This window comes from Pseudarthrobacter sp. MDT1-22 (genome assembly GCF_054511035.1).
Genome location: NZ_JBTNDK010000006.1, coordinates 45,667 through 68,505, shown reverse-complemented (window position 1 = coordinate 68,505; position 22,839 = coordinate 45,667). Strand labels below are relative to the sequence as shown.

Below are 22,839 nucleotides of genomic sequence, written 5' to 3'. Positions count from 1 at the left end.
TTGCGCATCCCACACGGAACTGCGCCGGGAGATAAGGTATCACCATTTCTAACCATAGATACTATCTTTTGGTGTCACAAGTCATACCTTTGGGAATTTATCGGTACGATTGGAGGGCGCACAGGCGCAGAGGAAAGCAGGAAAGATGTCGACGGCGACACCACCGGACGCGGATGACGCGCACGACGGCGGGGCCTCCCCCGCCATGCATGAACGCGTTCTCGAGGCGGTTGGCGTCGCCATCGCGGCAGGGAGCCTGCCTCCGGGCAGCCGGCTGACCCTTGAGGGCCTGCAGCGGGAGTACGGCATTTCCCGCACCGTTGCACGGGACACCATGAAGGTCCTGGAGTCCATGAACCTGGTGTATTCGCGCCGGCGGGTGGGCATCGTGGTCCAGGAGCGCAGGCTGTGGAATGTCTTCGATCCCAAGCTGGTGCGCTGGCGCCTGGGCTCTGTCCGGCGCGATATTCAGTACAGCAGCCTCACGGAGCTGCGCATCGCCGTCGAGCCCATTGCAGCCGCAGGTGCTGCCCGCCGGGCGAGCGCCGCGGAACGGGCCAAGCTGGTTGCCCTGGCTGCAGAGCTGCGGCGACTGGGTGAGGCCGGCGAACTCGAGGCGTTCCTGGCCGTCGACATCGAGTTCCACTGCCTGCTGCTCCAAAGCTGCGGCAATGAGATGTTCACCGCGTTGGAAGGCATGGTGGCCGAGGTGCTCACCAGCCGGACCCAGCAGGGCCTGATGCCCTTCAAACCGCGGAACGAAGCCTTACAGGCCCACGAGGATGTTGCTGCAGCGGTGGCCCGTGGAGACGCGGTGGGGGCGGAGACCGCCGTCCACCACATCCTGGACGAGGTCCGGAACGCGATGGGCCTGCACTGACTCTTTCGGGATGCCGCGTTAGTGAGTAGCCTGCAATTAGGGGCTCATGCAAAGGGCCCATAGCTGTCATGCAGAAGTATCTGTGAGGTGGAAGATGGCCATCACTGGACATTCACGAATGGGGACCGGCTCAACCGCTGCTCCTGCGGTAGTACCCCGGCGCAAAGGCGCCATGGTGGTCAGCTGGATCACGTCCACTGACCACAAGGTCATCGGGTACATGTACCTGATCACGTCGTTCGTCTTCTTCTGCCTGGCTGGAGTTATGGCCCTGCTGATCCGGGCCGAGCTCTTCGAACCTGGCATGCAGATCCTGCAGACCAAGGAGCAGTACAACCAGCTGTTCACGATGCACGGCACCATGATGCTGCTGATGTTCGCCACCCCGCTGTTCGCCGGCTTCGGCAATGTCATCATGCCGCTGCAGATCGGCGCCCCCGACGTCGCCTTCCCGCGACTGAACGCCCTGGCCTTCTGGTTCTTCCTCTTCGGCTCCACCATCGCCGTCTCGGGCTTCATCACCCCGCAGGGCGCTGCGGCGTTCGGCTGGTTCGCCTACGCGCCATTGAACAACACCACATTCACTCCCGGCGTCGGCGGTGACTTGTGGGTCTTCGGCCTGGCACTGTCCGGATTCGGCACCATCCTGGGCGCCGTCAACTTCATCACCACCATCATCTGCATGCGCGCCCCCGGCCTGACCATGTGGCGGATGCCCATCTTCACCTGGAACACGCTGGTCACGGCCATCCTGGTGATCATGGCCTTCCCGCCGCTCGCCGCAGCACTGTTTGCCCTGGGGGCGGACCGTAAGTTCGGTGCCCACATCTATGATCCGGAGAACGGCGGCGCGGTTCTGTGGCAGCACCTGTTCTGGTTCTTCGGACACCCCGAGGTGTACATCATTGCGCTGCCGTTCTTCGGCATTGTGTCCGAGATCTTCCCGGTCTTCAGCCGCAAGCCGATCTTCGGCTACAAGGGCCTTGTCTACGCGACCATCGCCATTGCAGCCCTGTCCATGACCGTGTGGGCACACCACATGTACGTGACCGGTTCGGTACTGCTGCCGTTCTTCGCCTTCATGACCATGCTCATCGCCGTACCTACCGGCGTGAAATTCTTCAACTGGATCGGCACCATGTGGGGCGGATCCCTCACCTTCGAAACCCCCATGCTCTGGAGCCTCGGTTTCCTCATCACGTTCCTCTTCGGCGGCCTGACCGGGATCATCCTCTCCTCCCCGCCGCTGGACTTCCACGTCTCCGATTCGTACTTTGTCGTGGCGCACTTCCACTACGTGGTGTTCGGCACCGTGGTGTTCGCGATGTTCGCAGGCTTCTACTTCTGGTGGCCAAAATTCACCGGCAAAATGCTCAACGAGCGCCTCGGAAAGATCCACTTCTGGATGCTGTTCCTGGGATTCCACGGAACCTTCCTGATCCAGCACTGGCTAGGGGTCATGGGCATGCCCCGCCGCTACGCCGACTACCTGGTGGAGGACAACTTCGCCTGGATGAACCAGTTCTCCACCATCTCGTCATACCTTCTCGGCGCCTCGATGATTCCGTTCTTCTGGAACGTCTACATCACGTGGCGCAGCTCAGAGCGCGTTGAGGTGGATGACCCGTGGGGCTTCGGCGCCTCGCTCGAATGGGCCACGTCCTGCCCGCCGCCGCGCCACAACTTCACGTCCCTGCCCCGGATCCGTTCAGAGCGTCCCGCCCTGGACCTCCACCACCCGGAGCTCAGCGTCCGCGCGCACGAAACCACGCACAGCCCGGCCGCGGCCGCGCTGGGTGCTGCGGATATCGGCGAAAAGGACGTACGCAATCCGAACCCGGACGAGTGACCGGGGATTGAGCCTGCCAACCTCCGGTGGTTGAGCCTGTAGAAACCTAAACCAAGCGGCCCACAGCCTGGACCGCCAGCAGGAACTTCACGCCGCCGTCGGTTAGCAGTGCCCTGTCAAGAGGCCCCACTTTGGGCGCCGTCAGGTGCAGGCACTCGAAGTTCAGACGCACCACGCGGTTGATGTCGCTGACCCACTCGTCCGGGATGGGATGGCCGGACCGGGTGACAAACCCGGTGGCCAGCATGGCGCATCCGCGTGTTCCGGATGCTCCGGATGCTCCGGGTCCGCGACGATCTGCAGCAGTCGCTGGTAACCGCGGGGCCCGCCGAAGTCCTCCACGGGTCCGCGGTTGGGGCCGTCGACGCACAGCAGTTCCCCGGCCGGAAGGTCCGCTGAACCAAACACCTCCACGTGATGCGTCCAGCTATCGCCAAAGTCGTACTTGTATTCCAGCGCGCTTCCCGGTTTTTGGGCATCCAGCAGTTCGGAAAGGACGACGCCGGAGCCGGCTCTGCGTCCAGATCTTCCGTGAGGTCCTGGGGACCCACAATCTCCCGCGGCTTTCCGGCGCGGTCCTCCCAGCGGATGGCGTAGAGGTGGCTGTTTTCCCAGCCGAAGGCGGGAACGGAAAGTTGCATGGAGGCAGTCCTGCAGGGTGCGGGCGGGGATCCGTCATGGTGCAGGCTCAACGGACTCAACTGACTCAACTGACTCAACCGCATAGGGTTTGGTGGCCGACCGCCGCAGCGGATGACGCAGGCGCACCTGGTACGGACCGTTCCGGAACGTGGCGCGGGGGTCCAACTGGACAAGCACGAGTGGTTCGTCGCTGGCGGAGTCCAGCCGCACCACCATGCCGTCACGCCGCCCGTCCACCCACAGCGGGGTAGCCGGCTCCACGGCGGTTTCCTTAAAACGTTCCCGATATTCCTGCCCTGCGGCCAGGAAGAGTATCCCATGGGCCAGCCCAATGACTTTCAGCGGGACCACGGCGTCAGGCGGTGGGGGTTCGGGGGTGGGCCGGGCTTGCTGGTGGTATTCCTGCGCAGCTGACGCCCTGGCTGCCTTCGCGTGCCGGTTGCATTCCGCGCACCGGGTTCGCTCCCCCACAGCGGCCAACAGGGTCACTAGCAGTCTTCTGGGGGCGTGGTCCCAGCAGTCGGCCACCACCGGACACCACGCCGTGTGATAGACCGTCCCGTATTTCATCACATAGACCTGGTCATCGCCCAGTACGGGCAGCCCCTCCCGGCGGGCGGCGGGCTCCACCGGATTGAGCTCGCCGAGGCCTCTGGTCTCTGCCTGGGCGGGGCGGCTGCCGTTGACGAACTTGCGGATCAGCGGACTGAGTTGACGTTTTGGTATTGGCACGAAGTGCGGGCCTCTCTGTGCGGCGGGATGGACTCGATCACCCCCCTGCTTGCCCACTGACTATCTTGAAGGGGTTTCTCGGAAGTTGCCAGTCGGGCGCTTTGAAGCACATCCGGGTTAACAAAAGCAGGGCCGGTCTAATGACCGGCCCTGCTTTGAAAATGAAACCCTAAGGCCCCAGAATCTCTAAAGAATTAGAGTGCCTGGATGTTGACGGCCTGGGGACCCTTGGGGCCCTGCTCGGTTTCGAAGGAAACCTTCTGGTTCTCTTCGAGTGAGCGGAAGCCGGAAGAGGCGATCGCGGAGTAGTGAGCGAAAACGTCCTGTGAGGAGTCATCGGGGGAAATGAAGCCGAAGCCCTTTTCAGCGTTAAACCATTTGACGGTACCAGTAGCCATTATTTTTGTCCTTCGTGAAGGTGGAGGAAAAGTCCCGACTTTCGGGTCCTCCGGTGTGGGGTGTTCAAAACCGCTACTTCAGAAAGACGCGGACTTTCGACCGCGCGTACTGCCTGAACTACCAACCGCATAAACACAACAACAGGATCAACACTACAGGAGATTTTCCGAACCATTTACCACCGGCCAACGAGACGGGTGGTTGAGCCTCCAGTATCCGGTGGTTGAGCCTGTCGAAACCCAGGCGTACCGTTCTCCCATGGGACCAATTCGGGCCATCCTTCTACCGGGCGCTGTACTCCCCGCCCAGGCCGCCTTCGGCGGACTCATCGCAGCCCTCGGGCCGGATGTCCAGGCAATCGCCAAGGATCTCGCGCTCTACGCGGACGATGGGCCGCCGGCGGACTGGAGCCTGGACACAGAGATCGACGGCGTGCTGCGCGAAGCCGATACCCGGGGATGGGAGACGTTCCATCTGGCGGGCTATTCAGGTGGCGGCGCGGCGGCGCTGGCGTTCGCTGCCAAGCACCCGGGCAGGCTGCTGAGCCTGGCGCTGCTGGAACCTGCCTGGGCCGGGAACTGGGACTGGAGCCCTGCGTACACGGAGCTCCGGAAGAAGTACGAGCAGTTGGAAACCCTCCCGCCGGAGCAGTTCATGTCCGCCTTCATGAGGCTGGGAGTTAAGCCCGACGTCGTCCTTCCGCCGCCGCCGGATCCCCCGCCGCCGTGGATGGCCAACCGGCCGGCGGGTATCAGGGCGTTCCTGCGGACCTTCAAAAACTATGACCTGGAGAGGGCGCGTTTGGCTGCCTTTCGCCAGCCCGTCTACTTCGCCTTGGGCGGCCTGAGCAATCCCCATGACTACGGCGATATCGCCAGCCGGCTGTCCAGGGTCTTCTTCCCGGACTTCCACCTGGAAGTGTTCCCCAAGCGCCACCATTTCGATCCGCCACACCGGATCGAGCCCGAGCGGCTGGCTGAATTGCTCCGGCGGCACTGGGAGCAGGCGGTGGTTGAGCCTGTCGAAACCCACGGTGGTTGAGCCTTACGCTCAGACGCAGCAGTTGCTACGCTTGCTACGGAGGTAACCATGGCGACCATTCCACACCGGGAACTGCGCAACCAGAGCAGCAAAATCCTGGAGCGCGTTAAAAACGGCGAAACCATCGACGTCACGAACAACGGCGAGATCGCCGCAACCTTGATTCCGCCGTCGGCGTCGCCCTTTGAGCGGTTGCTGCTGGCGGGCCAGGTACGTCCAGCCGCCAAGGGGCCGGTCGATTTCCAGACGCTGCCGCGCGTCCCGTCCGAAGCCGGCACTGCTGGGATCTTGGCTGACCTCCGCGGGGACCGGTGATCATCTACCTGGACACGTCGGCTGTCCTCAAGCTGGTGATCGAAGAGCCAGAATCATCCGCGGCCGCCCATTACCTCTCAACCGCGGCAGCCCAGGGCCACCAGCTGGTGGCTTCGATGCTCCTCCATACGGAACTTCATTGCGCGGCCCAGCGCCGCGGACTTCCCGGCGAGCCAGTCAATACGGTCCTCGGCGCCATCAACCTGGTCGATGTTGCCCGTTCGGACCTTATGTACGCGGCGGCCCTGCCCGGCAAGCTCCGAAGCGCCGACGCCATACATCTGGCCGCAGCCATCCGGCTGCAGTCCGACGTAATGGTGGCGTATGACGCCGAGCTCCGGGCTGCTGCCGTCGATGCGGGCATCAACGTCCTGTCCCCCGGCGGTTGAGTGCGCCTGGCGGTTGAGCTTGTCGAAACCCTGGATCTCGACAGGCTCGATCACCGGGCTTCCGGATCTCGACAGGCTCGATCACCGGGGACGACAAGTTCGATCACTGTCACCGTCCCCGTGTAGCTTAGGAATAACAGCACCCTGCATGAGGACGCCATGGATTTCTACGCCATCAACGCACTGCGTGAGAACCACGCAGGGTGGTCCCTGCTCCGCGCACAGAACGCCCCGTTGGCCGTCAGCTTCTTCATCAAGGCCTTCACCGGACCCAACCAACGGGACATCGGCCGGCAGGAGCTCATTGACCACCTCGATGATGTCCTGTTCGGTCTCCGTGAAGTCTTCGGCGAGGACAAGTATCCTAGGCCGGCCGGTGAGTACCTGGACGAGTGGGCGGCACCGGAACGTGCCTGGCTGCGGAAATACTACGTCCCGGGCCAGGACGAGCCGCGCTACGATCTCACGGCCGCCGCCGAGGACGTGGTCCGCTGGGTGGAGAGCCTGAGCGGGCGGGACTTCGTGGCCACCCAGTCCAGGCTGACCAGCATCTTCGCCGTGCTGAAGGCCCTGGTCCAGCAGTCCGAGACCGACCCGGAGGTAAGGCTCGCCGAGCTCCAGCGCCAGCGGGACGGGATCGACGCCGAGATGCAACGGATCAAGGACGGCAACATCCGCGTGATGACTGCGCCGGAAGCCCTGGACCACTTCCAGCAGCTGACCACCCTGGCCAAGGACCTGCTCTCCGATTTCCGTGAGGTGGAGCAGAATTTCCGGAAGTTGGACCGGCAGGTCCGCGAACAGATCGCCACCTGGGACGGCACCCAGGGCGAGTTGCTTGCCTCCATCTTCGCCAACCAGCAGGACATCAGCGGCTCCCTCCAGGGCCGCACATTCCAGGGCTTCTGGGACTACCTGATGTCCCCGCAGCTGCGCACCGAACTGCGGGACCTGCTGCAGCGGGCCACACAGATCGACGCCCTCGCCAAACTGGACAACCTGCACACCGTGACCAATCTGCACCAGGACTGGCTACCCGCCGTCGAGCAGACCCAGGCCACTGTCCGGCAGCTCTCGCAGCAGATGCGCCGGCTCCTGGACGACAAGGTGTTCCTGGAAAACAAGCGCATCATGCAGCTCGTCCGGAGCATCGAATCCGGCGCACTGGGCACCCGGGAGGTGCCGCCGTCGGGCGTCTTTATGGAGATCGCGGCTCAGTCCGTCGAGGTCGCGCTTCCCTTCGAACGGCCACTGTATGAGCCGAGCCGCCGGATCATGGTGGACGACGTCGTGGTGGCGGCAAATGATGCAGAAGTGGATGCCGGCGCCCTCTTCAGCCAGTTCCATGTGGACACGGAACAGCTGAAGTCCAATATCGACGACGTCCTGGCCGGCGCCGAGCAGGCCACCCTCGGCGAAGTAGCGGCCGCGCACCCTCTGTCGCAGGGACTGGCGGAGATCGTGGCCTACTACCAGCTCGCCACCGAATCGGACTGGGCGTCCATCAACCCGGACGAATCACAGCAGTTGTCCTGGCAGCTCCCGGACGGCAGCATCCGGGAAGCCACCGTCGAACAGATCATCTTCGTGAGGCCGGCATGACCACCACAGACGCAGCCGAAACACACACGCCGGAGGAACTTCCCGGCGTCGTCACCAAGCTCTTCAAAGGCGTGGTCTACGCCGAGACGGACGAGAAGATCTGGCAGTCGCTGCTGGGCCTGTCCTCCCATGTCCGCGACTACGTGGCCGTCCTGGGCCTTGACCTGATCCTGGACGAGTCCGAGGGCTACGCGTTCCTGAAATCCCGCGAGGACCCGGACGGCACGCTGCCGCGGCTGATCCCCCGCCGCCCGCTCACCTTCAACGTCAGCCTCCTCCTGGCGCTGCTCCGCGGCCGGATGCTCGAATTCGACACCAACAGCAGCGAACTGCGCCTGATCATGACCGAGCAGGACATCGCGGACATGGTGGCCGTCTTCCTGCCCGAATCCAGCAACGAGGCTCGGATCCTGGACCAGCTCGGCACGAACATCAAAAAGGTCGTGGAGCTGGGCTTCCTGCGGAAACTGCGTGGCCAGACGGGCACTTACGAGGTGGCCCGGATCCTGAAGGCCTATGTGGATGCCCAGTGGCTGGAGGAATTCGACGCGCGGCTGGCCGACTACCGCGCCTCGCTCACCGGAGCCACCGCCACCGGCCCCAAGGAAGAGGACCGCACATGACCACCGACACGGCCACTGCCATTAAGGGCGCCACTGACCAGCAGGAGATGCTGTTCAGCCTCGATGAAAAAGCGGACGACGCCGGCACTCCCCCGGGGTTCCGGCTGCACCGTCTGGAGCTGCTCAACTGGGGCACCTTCCATCAGGAGGTGCGGACGTTCCGGCTGGACGGTTCGAACAGCCTGCTGACCGGCGACATCGGCTCCGGGAAGTCGACAGTGGTGGATGCGATCACCACCCTGCTGCTTCCGGCCAACAGGATCGAGTACAACAAGGCGGCGGGTGCACAGAAGAAGGAACGCACCCTGATGTCGTACGTGAGGGGTTTCCACAAGAGCACCCGGAGCGCCGGCGGCGAATACTCCAAGCCCGTGGCGCTGCGCGGCACCGGCAAGCTCACCGTGGTTCTGGGCGTCTTCCACAACGCCGTCCTGGGCAAGTCAATCACCCTGGCCATCACCCTCTGGGCCACCCAGGAAGCCGGCCAGCCGAACCGCTTCTACTCGCTGGTGGAGGGCGAGCAGTCCATCGCCGGGGACTTCGCCAACTTCGGCCAGGACCCCGCGAAGCTGAAGAAGCAGCTCCGGGCCGCGGGGGCGTCCATCCATGAAACCTTCGAGCCCTACGCGGCGGCGTTCAAGCGGCAGTTCGGCATCAGCGGCAATCAGGCCATGGAGCTGTTCCACCGCACGGTGTCCATGAAGCAGGTGGAGAACATCACCAACTTCGTGCGCACCAACATGCTCGAGGAAGACGACGTCGAAGCCCGGATCGGCAACCTCATCCACCACTTCGACGACCTGAAAAAAGCCCACGACGCCGTCCTCCGCGCCAAGGACCAGATCGCCCTGCTCACCCCCATCACCGAGGGCGCGGCCCAGCACACCGCCCTGAGCCGGGACGATGAATTCGCCCGCCAACAGCGGGACCAGCTGCACCCGTGGTTCACGGACCGGAAGCTGCAGCTGAGCATCGAGCACCAGACGGAACTGCAGAACACCGGCCTGCGGCTGCAGGAGGACAGCGGCAAGCTGGCCACCGAAATCACCCAGCTCCGCCTCGACCTGGCCGCCGTCAAGGAAGACATCCGCAGCAACGGCGGCGGCCGGCTGGCCGCCATCGAGGCCGAGGCCGCACGGCTGGGCGAAGAGTCCCGGTCCCAGCGGGTGCGCTTCGAAAAGTACGCCGAAGCTGCCGCGGACCTCGGTCTTCAGGCCCCGGCCGACCGCGTCCAGTTCGACGCCAACCGGGCCCGGCTGGCCGACGTCGAAAAGGAACTGGCCGCCACAGCAAACGACGTGCAGGATAGCCGCACCGAACTGACCATGACGCGCACGGTGCTCACCGGACGCGCCACCGACATCGCCGCGGAGCTGACCAGCCTGCAGGCGCGCCCCAACCTGCTGCCGCGCCCCCAGGTGGAGCTCCGCCGTCGGCTCTGCGACGGGACCGGCATCCAGGAATCTGACCTGCCGTACGCCGGCGAGCTGCTGCGCGTCCGCGACGGCGAAGCGGCCTGGGAAGGCGCCGCCGAACGCACCCTGCGCGGCTTTGCCCTGTCGCTGCTGGTGCCGTCGGAGCACTATGCGGCTGTGAGCGGCTGGGTGGACGGCAACAACCTTCGCGGCCGGCTCGTGTACCTGAAGATCGGCGAATCGTACACGCCGAAGCCGGCCGAGGCGGGCACGCTGGCGGCGAAGATCGCCATCAAGCAGGGGACGCCGTTCCGCAATTTCCTGCTCGATGAGCTCAGCAGCCGCTTCGACTATTTCTGCTGCGACACCCTCGAGGACTTCCGCCGCCGCTCCAAGGCCCTGACCGCCAACGGCCAGCTCAAGGGCGGCCGCGGCCGGCACGAGAAGGATGACCGGCAGGACCTGTCTGACCGCCGGAACTATGTCCTGGGCTGGGACAACCTGGACAAGATCAGCCGTTTCCGCGCCGAACAGGACGAGGTCCAGGGCCAGCTCAGCGTGGTGGCTGGCCAGCTGTCCCGGGTCAACGAATCCCTGGGCGCCATCGGCCGGCAGAACCAGCAGCTGGGCATCATCGGGGCGGTCTCGGACTTCGCCGAGCTCAGCTGGCAGCTCACCGTACGCCGCATCGAGGAGCTCAAGGCAGAAAAGGCCCAGCTGGAGTCCACCAGCGACGTGCTGCGGCAGCTGACGGCGAAGGAAGCCGAGCTCACCGGAAAACTGGAACGACTGCAGGTGCGGGCCGATGACATCCAGCGCCGGATCGGCTCCAACGAGGGCGCGGCCAAGGACATCGTCGAGGCGATCGAGGACTGCCGCAGCGTCCTGAACGAGACCCCGTTGACGGACGACGGCGGCGTGCTGTCCGCCGTCGCCCGGCTCGCCGCCGCGGAACTCGCCGGCAAACCGCTCACCTACAAGAACACCGGCACCGTGGAAAGTGCGGTCCGGTCCGGGCTGACCGACACCATCGACGCGCTGTCCAAGCAGATCGCCCGGGCCGCCGAGAAGACTGTCCGGCTGATGGCCGAGTTCCGGAACAAGTACCCGAACGAGACCACGGAGATCGACGCCGCCCTCGAGTCGGCCGGCGACTTCGGCAAACTGCTGGAGCAGCTGGTCAGCAACGATCTCCCGCGCTTCGAGGCCCACTTCAAGGAGTCGCTGAACCAGAACACCATCCACGAGGTGGTGGCGTTCAACGCGTTCCTGGACAGCCGCCGCCAGGACATCGTCAACCGGATCGGCGAAATCAACCTCTCCCTGGCCGGGATCGAGTACAACGCCGGCCGGCACATCCAGCTGGAGCACCAGAACAGCACCGACCTGGACGTGCGGCAGTTCGGCATGGACCTGCGCGCCTGTTCGGAGGGGACAATCGGCGACGACGACCAGTACTCGGAGCAGAAGTACCTGCAGGTGGCGCGCCTGATCGAGCGGTTCCGGGGCCGCGACGGCTACACCACCCTCGACGAGCGCTGGACCGCCAAGGTCACGGATGTCCGGAACTGGTTCACGTTTTCCGCCTCGGAGAAGTGGACCGAAACCGGCGAGGAGTTTGAGCACTTCACGGACTCGGGCGGCAAGTCCGGCGGCCAGAAGGAGAAGCTCGCCTACACCATCCTCGCGGCCGCCCTGGCCTTTCAGTTCGGGCTGGCGTCCGGCAAGAGTGCGGGCAAGAACGCGGGGAGCGGGCGGAGCTTCCGGTTTGTCGTCATCGATGAGGCGTTCGGCCGCGGCTCAGACGAGTCCGCCCGGTACGGGCTGGAGCTGTTCCAGCGGATGAAGCTGCAGCTGCTGATCGTCACGCCCCTGCAGAAGATCCACGTCATCGAGCCTTTTGTGTCCCATGTGGGTTTCGTGGCCAACACCAACGGCGACGATTCGCAGCTGCGGAACATGACCATCCAGGAGTACCGGGACGAGCGGGACCGGCGTGCCGGCTGACGCACGCGGTCTCGGCTGGACCACGCTGGCAGACCTGCGGGCGCAGTCGAGGAAGGCCTGGGGCAGCGGGGCGCTGCTGCGAGAGGTGCTGGAACCCGGCGGACTGTACCCCCGCCGTCGTCCGTTGAAGCGTCCGACGGCGGTGGCTCTCTTACGCGATTATGCGGCGGCCCGCGCGTGGGCGGCTGAGCTGGCTGCCGCCGTCGGGCATTTCAGCCTGGAAACCGCGGAGGTGGGCCGCACCACGGTGGGGGCCAACCAGCTGCCCGCCGCGGCGGTGTTCGCGTCCGTGGAGGACGAGATCGCTTTTACAGGCAGGATGAAGGACGCCGCCCGGTTTGTGGAGCTTGCCGGCGGGTTGTCAGCACTGGATCCTGCGTTCCGCGGGTGGGCGCTGAAGCGGCCGTTGAAGCTTTTGGAGCTCGGGGCTGATGTGCTGACGGCTGCCCGGGTGGCGCTCTGGCTGCGGGACCACCCCGAGCCGGGGTTCTACGTCCGGCAGCTGAGCCTGCCCGGCGTGCACACCAAGTTCATCGAGAACCACCGGGCTGTTGTTGGCGAGCTGGCATCGGAGCTGCGGGCGGACGTTGTTGATGTTTCAGATGCCAAGGAGGACGGGGGCCTGGCTGAGACCCCGGCCGCGCCCGGTTCGTTGCTCGGCTTGACCCCGGCCCGGACGCCGGCGGCGCGCTTTGCTGCGGCGCACGGCTTCCTGCATCCGCCCGAGCTGGTCCGGTTCCGCCTTCTGGATCCCGGCATGCAGCTGCTTGGCCAGGCGCGGGACCTGACCGTCACCGCGGAGGCGTTCAGCACCCTGCAGCTGCCCACCAGCACAGTGATGATCACCGAGAACCTGGTCAACTTCCTGGCCGTCCCGGAGCGCCCGGACGCGCTGGCCGTCTATGGGGGCGGTTATGGGTTCTCATCGCTGCGGGATGCCGGGTGGCTGCGGAACTGCGAGGTCCTCTACTGGGGCGACCTGGACACCCATGGGTTCCGGATCCTCGACCAGCTCCGCGCGGTCCACCCGCACGTGGTGAGCCTGCTGATGGACGAAGCCACGCTGCTGGCCCACCGCGATGCCTGGGGCAGTGAGCCGTCGCCGTCGAAAGCTGTGTTGACCCGGTTGACCGCCGAGGAGTCGGCGCTCTACGACGGGCTCCGCAGCGACGCCTACGGTATTGCGGTCAGGCTGGAGCAGGAGCTGATCCGCTGGAACTGGGCGCTGGAGCGGCTCGATATCAGTCGCTGAGACTGCTCACGGTGACTTCGAATTCTTCCACCGCAACGATCTGCGTTTTTTCCGCCTCGCTGTTCTCCTTGCGGATCTTGTTTGCTTCCTGCCGGCTGGCAGTCATCGCTTCCTCGGTATCCCAAAGCGTGATGGAGATGGCCTTGTCTATTTCTTTCCCGCTCAGGTAGTAGATTCCCTTGCAGCCGGGGATCTGACGCACCCTGCTGACGATGTCTTCCGTAGGGGTGTCTGAGACCGTCTCGGGGCCGGTCTTGTACGTGCTGACTCTAGCGAACATCGGTTTTTCCTCCCGTAGTCACTGCGCGGAACCGCTGGCCGGCTCCCCGTTGCGACACAGGGAACCAGTCCGTGCGGCAGGAACCTGGTGTTGCCATCCGTAGCAGATGTCCTCCGGATGGCGGTTCCTTCCATTAGTAAGGACCGGCCAAGGTCCAAAAGCAAGGCCCTGAAACTGGCCAGCTATGACTGCTGGCAGTGCGGCGGGTGACAGGAGTAATCTCTCTTGCTTAGGGACGGGGGTTTAACCCGTTCCCGACCAAGGGGACCGGCCCTCACCCCGGAAGGGTGGAAGCTCAAATGAGAACCAAAGCGCTCGCCGTCGGCGTCATCGTAGCCGCCTCATCAGTCATGTTTGCCCCGAGCGCGCTGGCGTTCGAGCCTTCAGCGGACCCCCAGGATAAATTCAGCTGTCCCGGAGGCAATCCCGTCGCCGGACACCCGGGATTCCCCGGAATCGTGACGGGCGTTGAGAAGTCGTTTGTAAATACCGATGCCACTGCCGCGGCCGCGTGGTCAGCAACGGTCCTGTTCGATGGCCCGCTGGCCGTCTGCTGAGCGGCCCAAGTCCATCCCGGCGACAAAGACCCCCGTCCGGAACTTTCCGGACGGGGGTCCTTTACTGGAGTCCACCGGGTTGAGCCCCGCAAGAGACCTCACATCAAATAGTTCTCCCAACAAGCCATCCACACTGCGATGCGGCCCCGAACAGCAGGTATAACCCGTTGGTTCAGCAGGTCAGCACTACCCGCTGATTCAAAAAATGCACTCAGGAGAACATCATGGCTACACACACCCACACCGGCACAACAGCCCGCACCAACGTCCAGAAGGCATCGATGCTTGTCGGCGCCGTGTTCCTGCTGGTCGGCATCCTAGGCTTCGTCCCGGGCATCACCGGCAACTTCGACCAGCTGCACTTCGCCGGCCACGAATCCGAAGCCATGCTGCTGGGCCTCTTCCAGGTCTCGGTACTCCACAACATCGTCCACCTGCTCTTCGGCGCAGCAGGAATCGCCCTGGCCAAAACCGCCACCGGCGCCAAATCCTTCCTCCTCTACGGCGGCATCATCTACCTGGTCCTGTTCGTCTACGGACTGATCGTCCCCCAGGAATCAGCCGGCAACTTCGTACCCCTGAACGGCTTCGACAACGGCCTGCACCTCCTCCTCGGCGTCGGCATGATCGCACTGGCCCTCTTCCTCACCAAGGGCCATACCAAGGCACACGCCTAACCCAAACCCACACGCATGACAATGGCCCCGGCCGCAGCTTCCCGCTGCTGCCGGGGCCCTTGGCGTTTCCGGCATCATGACCTCGAACCCCCACGGTTGAGCCTGCCGAACGGCTGCGGCGGCTGCCGGTCCGCACACATGCTTTCGGGGGTAAGGCGGGCCTGTCTGAGCAATAAATCCCCGCTCAGGCTCCGGATGCGCTCAGTTCTCCGGGGAGTTCTTCCAGGGAAGCGACGGTGTAATCGGGTGCGGTGAAATAGCCAGGGTAGCTTCCGCCGGTCCGGTTGATCCATGCAGTGCCGAGACCGGCCTGGGCTGCGCCGTGGATGTCCCAGGGGTGCACGGCCACGAGCAGCATCTGCTCGGGAGCCACCGCGCAGACCCCGGCGGCGTAGTCGTAAGCGGCCCGGGCAGGCTTCCATCCCCGGGCATCCTCCACGGAAAGCAGCCGTTCAAACTGGTCCCGTATCCCTGCCGGGCCGAAGAGTTTTTCCGCGACCTGGGTGGAGCCGTTGGTCAGGGTCACCAGCCGGTATCCCGCTGTCCGCAGTGCCCGGACGCCTTCCGGAACGTCGGGGTGCAGGCCGAGCCCGGCCATTCCTGCCCTGACATGTTCCACCGCCCGGTCCAGGTCCGTGCCGATGCCCGCATTGGCGAGCAGCCCGCGCAGAGCCTCTGCACCGATCTCGGCGAAGGCGCCGTTGCCGCCGGCGGCAGTGAGGGCGAAACCGTCGCGAAGCAGCGTAGCGAACCAGAGTTTCGCCAACTGGGCAGGGGCGCCGACTTCGGCAAAGCGGTCCCCCATCGGTGACATGTCCGAAAGCGTTTCGTTAACGTCAAAAACAATGACTGACGGGGCGCTGTTCATGAGTTCTCCTTCATCTTCACGGTCTTGTGGTTTACGAGGCGCAGCAGGAGAGCCGCGAGACGTCCGTAGTGTAGGTCTGCGCGGCAATTTTCAGGCCTTCTGCCATGGTCAGGTACGGCGCCCACAGGTGGGCGACGTGGTCCACGCTCAGGCCGCCTTCCAGGATATAGACGCCCGCAGCGGCCAGGTCTCCTGCTTCCTTGGCCACCGCCGTGATTCCCACGATCCTGCCGGTCGCTTTCTCGGCGACAATCTTGATGAAGCCGCGGGTGTCTCGGTTGACCAGGGCGCGCGGGACGTATTCCAGCGGCAGCACCCTGCACTCGCACGCGATCCCGGCCTGGTTGGCCTGCCGGTCGGTCATGCCCACCGCGGCGAGCGCGGGGCTGGTGAAGGCGACCCGCGGAAGATGCCGGTAATCGATTTTCCGTGACCCGGCGGTGAAGGCGTTCTCGACGGCAAGGGCCCCGTGCGCCGCGGCGACGTAGACGAACTCCCGGTGGCCTGTGACGTCCCCGGCAGCCCAGATGCGGGGATGGTTGGTTGCCAGTGTGTCATCAACCAGGATCTCGCCGTTCGCCCCGAGAACGACGCCGACTCCCGGCAGGTTCAGTCCGGCCGTGACAGGGCGCCGGCCGGTGGCCACGAGCAGATGGGTGCCTTTGAACTCCCTGGTGCCCCCCGCAACGGTGGCCGTGACGCTCACCGTACCTCCGGCGTCGCGCGCTACCTTTTCCGGTACGGCACGCCGGACCACCCGGATGCCTTCATCCGCGAAAACCTCCGCCAGGGCCTGTCCGGCTTCGGGTTCCTCAGTGGAGGCCAGCCGGGAGCGGACCAGCATGGTCACCTTCGAGCCGAGCCGGGCGAACAGCTGCGCCTGTTCCAGCGCCACGAATCCTCCGCCGATCACCAGCAGGGACTCGGGGACCTCGGTGAGTTCCATCGCCGTGGTTGAGGTCAGGTATCCCGTTTCTTCGAGGCCGTCCACCGCCGGTGCCCACGGCGAGGATCCGGTGGCCACCACGTAGTGGGCGGCGCGGATCCGTTTCGGCTGCCCGTCGGGAAGGGCGATGTCCAGCAGCGGATCGTCCGCGCTGCCGGTAAACGAGGCATGGCCCTGGTGCAGATCCCAGCCGTAGTCCGCGATCAGGTCCAGATACTTCTCTGCGCGCATCCCCTCCACCAAATCCTGTTTTCCGGCCGCCAGTGCCGGCATGTCCACCGGCATGTCCACGGCGGGCAGGCCCGGGAACCGTCCCGCGTCCAGGGCCGTGTGGCGGGCCTCTGCCACGGCAAGCAGGGCCTTGGAGGGAACGCAGCCGGTGTTCACGCACGTCCCGCCGACCGTGCCGCGTTCCACCATGGCCACGCGCTTGCCCAGCCCGCTGGCCCGTATCGCGGCAGCAAATGCCGCGCCGCCTGACCCGATCACAGCCAGGTCATACTCTTCTTCGGCAGTTTCAGTCATGGTGGCCTCCAAGGGGCGGGATGAAGCGGGACGCTTCCGCGTCGGTCCTGTCCTGACCCATTCTTGCCCCTTTTCCGATAGGGGAAGGTCAAGCTCCGCTCCCACGGCGAGGTCCGCAGTAAAGACTCGGGGCTCAGCCTTGCCCCGATCAACGAAATCCTGCGGATCCACGACGCCGATGGCGGCCTAGCGCAGCGGATCCGCAGCCTCCAGGTCCGTGAGCCGGGCAGCGAGTTCGGTGAGGTCGGGGATGGTTGGGCAGGCCTGCCAAGCCATCATGCATCGCTTGGCGGGACAGGACCTCTTCGGCTTCACGGCGGCCCGTGATGTCCTCGAGTTGGGCGACCAGGTACAGGGGCGCCCCATGGTCATCGGCGACCACCGCGCTTGTCATCGATGTCCACACAATGTGTCCGTCGGAGTGGAGGAGCCTCCGGGAATCTGCGTACGAGGTGACTTCGCCGGCCAACATCTGCGCCAACCGGTGCTGCGCCGCGGGCCGGTCTTCGGGCACCGTCAAATCCAGAACGTTACCCGACGCCAGCTCGGAGGGCGCCCGTCCCAGCAGGATGCAGAACGCGGAATTGGCCCGCAGCACATTTCCGGGAGCTTCCGGGTCCAGGCCGATCAGCGCGATCCCGATAGGGGCGTGTTCGAAGGCCAGCCGGAAGCGTTTCTCGCTCCGCTCAAGCTCCGCTGCCCCCTGCTGGCGTACAGCATTCAGCGCGGCTGCGGCCTCAAGCTCCGTCAGGCGCTGCCGCTCGATCAGATCTTCGAAAATCACCGGCCCGGCCAACATCGACGCGTATGCCCGGCGCAGCGTCCAGTAGTAGAGACCGATTCCTGCCGTCAACACATCCCATAACGCGTCATGCCAGGAGATCTCTTCCCTGGCAGCTATGCCCTCGGCGGCATCCACCCCCATCAGAGGCAGCAGCGGATGTACGGCGTGCAGGCCGTGCCCGATCGCGCAAGTAAAGAAAATCTCCGCAGTAGCGGCCCCAACCGGTTCCGGCGCACCTGCCGGGCCCGGGCCAATGGCACAATGATCGCACCCGAGATTGCCAGATAAGACATAGCAACCATCGCGTTGGCCGCCGATGAAAGCCACCACCAGTCCATCAAAGATCCCCCTGCACCCTCGACGGAAGCACGTGCTTTCAGGTTCCGCAGTTCTCCTGATACTGGCTGCCGGCCGCTCTCCCGCCAACCCCCGCCGGGGCCCGGCCCCTCGTGAGGTGCCCGTCCTGGGGCGGGGATCGATCGCCGCCGAGTGCAGGAGCGTCAGGCGCGCGCCTGGCCCTCCCGCTAAATGCAGCTGGGCTGGTAGGCAGGGTCTGCCGGGCCGGACGCCTGGCCCAGTGCGTGCGCCACGATCTGGTGCACCACGGGGTCATTCGGCGTCTGGTCGTGTTCGAAGACATCGGCCGGGCACTTGTCCTGGATGGTGATGTTGGTGACCTGCCGGGCCGGACCGTTCAGGAACTGGCTGTTATAGGGAATGACCACTTCGTCATAGACCGTGGAGATGACCGTGTAGGAAGGACCGGCAACGGTGTCGCCGATGGAGTTCAGCTTCTGGATGAAGGCCGATCCCGCCTGCTGGTCGGCGCAGGCGGCACAACCCAGGGCGGTGTAGTCCGGGTCCTCGATGAAGCCCGGCGGCGGGACGATCACGCCTTCCGTTCCGTGGTTGGAGGGGGCGATGCCGATGAGCTGGTGGACGTACTTGGCCCCGCCGAGGAAGCCCATGTAGTAGCGGGGCATCATGCCGCCCTGGCTGTGGCCCACCAGGTCCACCTTCTTGGCGCCGGTGGCGGCACGGACCGCGTCCACGAACGGGGAGAGTTCCTGCGCGGACTCGGCCACCGGCGCGGTGGCATACACGCCGTTCGTCTCACCATAGTTGAGGGCAAAAACGCAGAACCCGGCGCTCTTGAGGTACGGCGAGAGGGTGGACCAGTTCTTCTCCATGCTCTCGAACGTTCCCGGTACCAGGATGACCGGATACGGATGCTCGGCGGTTGGCTTGCAGGACCAGTCGTTGGCCCCCGGCGGGGAAATCTCGATCGCCTGGGCGGGAGCCGCAGCCAAGGAAGTGACGAGGACGGCGGCAGCGGCAACGGACAGGGCCCGGGTAACGAATGACATGGAAACCTCTTTGTTCATGTGCCAACAGGGGCGGCCGGTAGCGATGGTTCTGAGTGTTGATCAGGTACCGGCCGAGTTTTTCCATGCTACGCAGCACACCCGTCGTTGCGGAGCCGGGTTGCACAGACGTGCGCCAAAAAAGCCTTACGAAGCGGTGCGCTCTCCGCCGAGGCCAAAACCCTCAAACCCAGCGTTGTTACTGGTGGGTAGCGCATGCGTCGGCGCCGGGACTGAGAAAACCCGTCAGAGCTGCTGCACAAATGTGCACTGCGTGCGGAAAATAGCGCCAGCCGGGGGCTATGACCGGTGAACCCATAAGGGTTATAAATGTGATCCGTAGGGAACTTTGTGGTCACTATTATGATCATTAATCGTCTCAAAGAATTCGCTCCCGGAGGGTTTCTAAAACCCCACCCAGCGCTGGGACATCCTGGGCAAGCAGGTTCAAAGCCACCCGCGCCTTGTCCAACAAGCGCGTCACACCGGTAGGCTGGGAATTCCCAGACCACGAAGCGAGGCATAACGTGCACGAGGACGCCGTCCGGTTCCTGTCCCAGCCGGTGCAGGCCCAGCCCGGCTCACCCCTCCGCGTGGCGGTGTACTCCCGGATCGCCGAAGCCATCCGCAACGACCTCCTCAAGCCCGGCTCCATGATCCCCACGGAAACCGAGCTCGGCGCCGACATGAAAGTCAGCCGCACCGTGGTCCGCGAAGCCCTCATGCTGCTCGAGGAAGACGGGCTCATCCGGGCGAGGCGCGGCGTCGGACGCTTCGTCTCGGACACCCTCCCCCGCATCGGCATCGAACGGATCCGCCCGTTCGAGGAAGTCCTCGGCGGCCCCGGCCAGCACCTCGAAATCAAACGCGTCCTCCGGGAGCGGCAGCCCGCCTCGGAATTCGTCGCCCCCGGCGTCGGCGTCGAGCCCGGCGACGACTGCTGGCTCTGGGAATCCGTCCTGATCCGCGACGGCGAGGCCATCGCCCACCTGCAGGAAAACATCTCCGCCTTGCCCATGAGCCTGGGCAGCAGTTCCGCCGCCGCCGCGCCGCTGGAAATAGAGGACGACGGCGGCAACACCCTGCTTGCCAGCCTCAACAACCGCTTCGGCCGGATCCTCGGGCCTGGCGAGTGCCAGATCAGCCTCAGCCAGGTGGGACCCAGCCGCGCCAAGCTGCTGGACCTCCGGCCGTCGGACCCTGTGCTGGTCCTCACCCAGTACGTCAGATACGGCAACCGGCCCTTTTACCTGGCCAAATGCCTTATCGCCGCCCGCGCCGGGCACCTGTCCGTGATGCAATCCCTCCAGTCCTGACGGCAACCGCGTTCAGGGCTATGGGCAACCGCCGACTGCTTTGCAGGCGTTCACGCGGCCGTGTGCCCAGAGGGTGCCGGTGCCGGTAATCCGCTCCGCAGTGGATTCGATTTTCTTGCGGACTGCGGCATTTTCGGTCCCGGCGGGCGTGCTCCAGACAAGGGCGGCAACACCGGCGACGATGGGTGAGGCCATCGAGGTGCCGCTGGCGATGTCATAACCATGGGAGCGGCCGTTCTGGGTACCGAGGTAGAAATCGTGGTTCGGGAAGGTGGAGTACACGCTGACCCCGGGCGCTGCCACATCCACCCACTTGCCGTAGGTGGAGAAGGAGGCCTTGGCGTCATCGTTGTCCGTTGCCGCGACGGCTATGACGTTGGGGTAGGCGCCAGGATAGATCTTGGCCTGGGTACCGCCATTGCCTGCTGCGGCGACGATCACCGCGCCCCTGATCCAGGCGTCGTTGACGGCAGCTTCCAGGGCCCGGGAGGAAACGCGCTGTCCCAGGCTCATGTTGATGACCTGGGCACCGTTGTCGAGGGCCCAATCGATGCCATTGACAATGCTGGAGGTGGAACCGGACCCGCTGTCGTTGAGGACCTTGCCGTCCAGGATCCGGCAGCCCGGACACACACCCGTGACGCCCACCGCGTCTTTGGTGGCGGCAATAATACCCGCCACATGGGTACCATGGCCGTAATTGTCTTCACCGGTCGCCGCAGTACTGAAGTTGGCGCGTGCATCAACACCAACCTTTGGTGAAATGTCGGGATTGTCGGTGGTGACGCCGGTATCGAGCACGGCGACCTTGATGCTTTTGGTCCGGTCTTCGGTGGCAATCTCCCACGCGTCGACGGCGTCCACGTCGGCGTCGAGCGTACCGCCGGCCACAGTTGCTCCCAACGTGCTGGTAAATTCCTGGCCAGTGTTGTGCAAAGCGTACTGGCGGGGGAAATAGTCGACGTTGGGCTGATCGGTAGCTACCGTTACCACCTCGTCCGGCTCGGCATACTCAACGTTCGGGTTCCGGCTGAGGGCGTCGATGAGTTGCAGTTCCTTACCGGCCGGAACCTTGATGAGGTGGGCCCCGGTGCTGCCAATCCCCGGGCCGTCGCTGAGCCCATGGCGGCGCAGCACGCCGGCGGCCGCGCCATCGTCGCGGAACTTGACCATGATTTGCCCCGCGACGTGCGACGACTCGGGCGCTGCGTTGCCTGGGCCTGCGAAGGTGATGGCGCCGAGCCCCATCATGAGCGCTGCGAAACCGGCGATAACTGTTTTTTTCATGGGGTTATCGTGCACCAACCCGGACCGGCTGGATAGTGCGGCGCGGCAAATCGCCCTACCTAATCACGCAGGTGACGGAACCGCGGAGGCGAGTGCCGCCGTCATACTTTCAGAGAAGGACAGCAGCGTCTCCACCAGGTGCGGGGCGAAATCTGCTTCTAGCGAGAGCACCACGCGGCAACGCGCGCCCGGCTGCTCCGGGTAGTCCCTATAGGAGCCGCGCATGTCGCAGACGGTCTGCCCGCGGCCCGGCCCGGCAGAGGTGTCGACGGCGGCATGCACCACCGGGGCCAGCGTCGCCTTAATGCCGCCCACCGCGAGCGCCGCCGCCAGCGGATCATGCATGGCGGAGCAGGGCCGGCCGAAGATGCCCTCATAGAACCGGAAGTAGTAGCCCAGCATGTCGCCGAGGGCCTGCGGGACCGGGTGGTCCGCGGCGAGCAGTTCCTGCCGGTGGCTTTCCTCCAGGACGTTGGCCATTGTGACGTCCAGCGGCACCAGGGTCACGTCCCAGCCGGCGGCCAGCACCAGGGCGGCGGCCTCGGGGTCGTTGAAGATGTTGGCTTCCGCCACCGGGCTAATGTTCCCGGGGGCCAGGGCCGCCCCGCCCATGATGGTGATTTCGTCCACGAGCGAGGGCAGCGCGGGGTCCAGGCGCAGCGCCTCGGCGATGTTGGTCAGCGGGCCGATGGCGAGCACCCGCAGCGTTCCCGGATACTCATGGGCGAGCCGGACCAGCATCTCGGCCGCACTCTCGGACTCCAACGTGGCGGACGCCGTCGTAAGGGAAACCCCGCCGATCCCGTTCTCCCCGTGCACCCACGGCGCCCCGCCGCCAAACTGCCCGGCCAGCGGATCGTGGGCGCCGAGCGCCACGGGAATGTGCGCGTGGCCGGCGAGCTGGAGCAGGTCCAGGGTGTTGCGGGCGCCGACGGCGGCACTGACGTTGCCGCTGACGGTCCCGATGCCAACCACGTCGGCGGTGGGGGCGGCCAGCAGGTAGGCCAGGGCGAGGGCGTCGTCGATTCCGGTGTCGCAATCCAGGTAGAACGGAAAGGTGTCGGTCATGGCGGTGGTTCTCTTTCGGTA

23 protein-coding genes are annotated in these 22,839 nt (G+C 65.0%); 12 read left to right on the top strand and 11 right to left on the bottom strand.

Going from position 1 to position 22,839, the window contains the following annotated elements:
* Positions 1-145 precede the first annotated feature (145 nt).
* Positions 146-880 (top strand): FadR/GntR family transcriptional regulator, encoded by a 735-nt coding sequence (locus tag ACX80M_RS06820; RefSeq protein ID WP_252601242.1) that lies wholly within the window; start codon positions 146-148, stop codon positions 878-880.
* A gap of 94 nt (positions 881-974) precedes the next feature.
* Positions 975-2,729, top strand: a complete 1,755-nt coding sequence (gene ctaD / locus ACX80M_RS06815) for an aa3-type cytochrome oxidase subunit I (RefSeq protein ID WP_374209871.1) — start codon at positions 975-977, stop codon at positions 2,727-2,729.
* A gap of 46 nt (positions 2,730-2,775) precedes the next feature.
* Here ctaD and ACX80M_RS06810 read toward each other — a convergent pair whose 3' ends face one another.
* The 4 genes from ACX80M_RS06810 to ACX80M_RS06795 form a co-directional block, all read right to left on the bottom strand.
* A complete protein-coding gene (locus tag ACX80M_RS06810) occupies positions 2,776-2,976 on the bottom strand; it encodes a hypothetical protein (protein ID WP_252613121.1) in 201 nt (66 codons plus the stop codon).
* A complete protein-coding gene (locus tag ACX80M_RS06805; protein ID WP_459309330.1) occupies positions 2,892-3,185 on the bottom strand; it encodes an IS1096 element passenger TnpR family protein in 294 nt (97 codons plus the stop codon). Before ACX80M_RS06805 ends, ACX80M_RS06810 begins: the two co-directional genes overlap by 85 nt.
* A gap of 219 nt (positions 3,186-3,404) precedes the next feature.
* Positions 3,405-4,103 (bottom strand): hypothetical protein, encoded by a 699-nt coding sequence (locus ACX80M_RS06800; protein WP_459309300.1) that lies wholly within the window; start codon positions 4,101-4,103, stop codon positions 3,405-3,407.
* A 194-nt stretch (positions 4,104-4,297) separates the two neighbouring features.
* On the bottom strand, positions 4,298-4,501 hold the full coding sequence (locus ACX80M_RS06795; protein ID WP_024365339.1) for a cold-shock protein: 204 nt from the start codon (positions 4,499-4,501) through the stop codon (positions 4,298-4,300).
* Between the two features lie 259 nt (positions 4,502-4,760).
* Between ACX80M_RS06795 and ACX80M_RS06790 the strand changes: the two genes are divergently transcribed.
* From ACX80M_RS06790 to ACX80M_RS06760, 7 genes are all read left to right on the top strand, one after another.
* Positions 4,761-5,543 carry an alpha/beta fold hydrolase gene (locus tag ACX80M_RS06790; RefSeq protein WP_459309299.1) on the top strand — a complete coding sequence of 261 codons (783 nt, stop codon included), beginning with the start codon at positions 4,761-4,763 and terminating at the stop codon, positions 5,541-5,543.
* A gap of 48 nt (positions 5,544-5,591) precedes the next feature.
* Positions 5,592-5,858 (top strand): type II toxin-antitoxin system Phd/YefM family antitoxin, encoded by a 267-nt coding sequence (locus ACX80M_RS06785; protein ID WP_459309298.1) that lies wholly within the window; start codon positions 5,592-5,594, stop codon positions 5,856-5,858.
* Positions 5,855-6,247, top strand: coding sequence for a type II toxin-antitoxin system VapC family toxin (locus ACX80M_RS06780; protein WP_459309297.1), 393 nt, complete (start codon positions 5,855-5,857; stop codon positions 6,245-6,247). The genes ACX80M_RS06785 and ACX80M_RS06780 overlap by 4 nt, the downstream gene beginning before the upstream one ends.
* A gap of 159 nt (positions 6,248-6,406) precedes the next feature.
* Positions 6,407-7,849 (top strand): DUF3375 domain-containing protein, encoded by a 1,443-nt coding sequence (locus ACX80M_RS06775; protein ID WP_252601253.1) that lies wholly within the window; start codon positions 6,407-6,409, stop codon positions 7,847-7,849.
* Positions 7,846-8,472, top strand: coding sequence for a DUF4194 domain-containing protein (locus ACX80M_RS06770; RefSeq protein WP_252601257.1), 627 nt, complete (start codon positions 7,846-7,848; stop codon positions 8,470-8,472). Before ACX80M_RS06775 ends, ACX80M_RS06770 begins: the two co-directional genes overlap by 4 nt.
* Positions 8,469-11,894, top strand: coding sequence for an ATP-binding protein (locus tag ACX80M_RS06765; RefSeq protein WP_459309296.1), 3,426 nt, complete (start codon positions 8,469-8,471; stop codon positions 11,892-11,894). The genes ACX80M_RS06770 and ACX80M_RS06765 overlap by 4 nt, the downstream gene beginning before the upstream one ends.
* On the top strand, positions 11,884-13,146 hold the full coding sequence (locus ACX80M_RS06760) for a Wadjet anti-phage system protein JetD domain-containing protein (RefSeq protein WP_252607760.1): 1,263 nt from the start codon (positions 11,884-11,886) through the stop codon (positions 13,144-13,146). Before ACX80M_RS06765 ends, ACX80M_RS06760 begins: the two co-directional genes overlap by 11 nt.
* Here the strand turns inward: ACX80M_RS06760 and ACX80M_RS06755 are convergent.
* Positions 13,136-13,426: a hypothetical protein gene (locus tag ACX80M_RS06755; protein ID WP_252601264.1), complete on the bottom strand. Its 291-nt coding sequence runs from the start codon at positions 13,424-13,426 to the stop codon at positions 13,136-13,138. The genes ACX80M_RS06760 and ACX80M_RS06755 overlap by 11 nt on opposite strands.
* Before the next feature lie 299 nt (positions 13,427-13,725).
* Between ACX80M_RS06755 and ACX80M_RS06750 the strand changes: the two genes are divergently transcribed.
* Positions 13,726-13,983, top strand: coding sequence for a hypothetical protein (locus tag ACX80M_RS06750; protein WP_252607758.1), 258 nt, complete (start codon positions 13,726-13,728; stop codon positions 13,981-13,983).
* A 224-nt stretch (positions 13,984-14,207) separates the two neighbouring features.
* A complete protein-coding gene (locus ACX80M_RS06745) occupies positions 14,208-14,660 on the top strand; it encodes a DUF4383 domain-containing protein (protein ID WP_459309295.1) in 453 nt (150 codons plus the stop codon).
* Positions 14,661-14,844: 184 nt separating this feature from the next.
* Here the strand turns inward: ACX80M_RS06745 and ACX80M_RS06740 are convergent, their stop codons facing one another.
* The 4 genes from ACX80M_RS06740 to ACX80M_RS06725 form a co-directional block, all read right to left on the bottom strand.
* Entirely contained in the window at positions 14,845-15,528 is a 684-nt protein-coding gene (locus tag ACX80M_RS06740) for a haloacid dehalogenase type II (RefSeq protein WP_252601272.1), read from the bottom strand.
* A gap of 31 nt (positions 15,529-15,559) precedes the next feature.
* Positions 15,560-16,999: a mercury(II) reductase gene (merA, locus tag ACX80M_RS06735; protein ID WP_459309294.1), complete on the bottom strand. Its 1,440-nt coding sequence runs from the start codon at positions 16,997-16,999 to the stop codon at positions 15,560-15,562.
* A 148-nt stretch (positions 17,000-17,147) separates the two neighbouring features.
* The gene (locus ACX80M_RS06730; RefSeq protein WP_459309293.1) at positions 17,148-18,110 is read right to left on the bottom strand and encodes a PAS domain S-box protein; all 963 of its coding nucleotides are present in this window, start codon (positions 18,108-18,110) and stop codon (positions 17,148-17,150) included.
* Between the two features lie 197 nt (positions 18,111-18,307).
* Positions 18,308-19,150 (bottom strand): esterase/lipase family protein, encoded by an 843-nt coding sequence (locus ACX80M_RS06725; protein WP_459309292.1) that lies wholly within the window; start codon positions 19,148-19,150, stop codon positions 18,308-18,310.
* Positions 19,151-19,674: 524 nt separating this feature from the next.
* On the opposite strand from ACX80M_RS06725, the gene ACX80M_RS06720 reads away from it, so the two are divergent.
* Positions 19,675-20,463: a GntR family transcriptional regulator gene (locus ACX80M_RS06720; protein WP_459309329.1), complete on the top strand. Its 789-nt coding sequence runs from the start codon at positions 19,675-19,677 to the stop codon at positions 20,461-20,463.
* A gap of 18 nt (positions 20,464-20,481) precedes the next feature.
* On the opposite strand, the gene ACX80M_RS06715 is transcribed toward ACX80M_RS06720, so the two are convergent.
* On the bottom strand, positions 20,482-21,750 hold the full coding sequence (locus ACX80M_RS06715) for a S8 family serine peptidase (protein WP_252601283.1): 1,269 nt from the start codon (positions 21,748-21,750) through the stop codon (positions 20,482-20,484).
* 63 nt (positions 21,751-21,813) lie between these two features.
* Positions 21,814-22,818, bottom strand: coding sequence for a nucleoside hydrolase (locus ACX80M_RS06710; RefSeq protein WP_252601286.1), 1,005 nt, complete (start codon positions 22,816-22,818; stop codon positions 21,814-21,816).
* Positions 22,819-22,839: the final 21 nt, after the last annotated feature.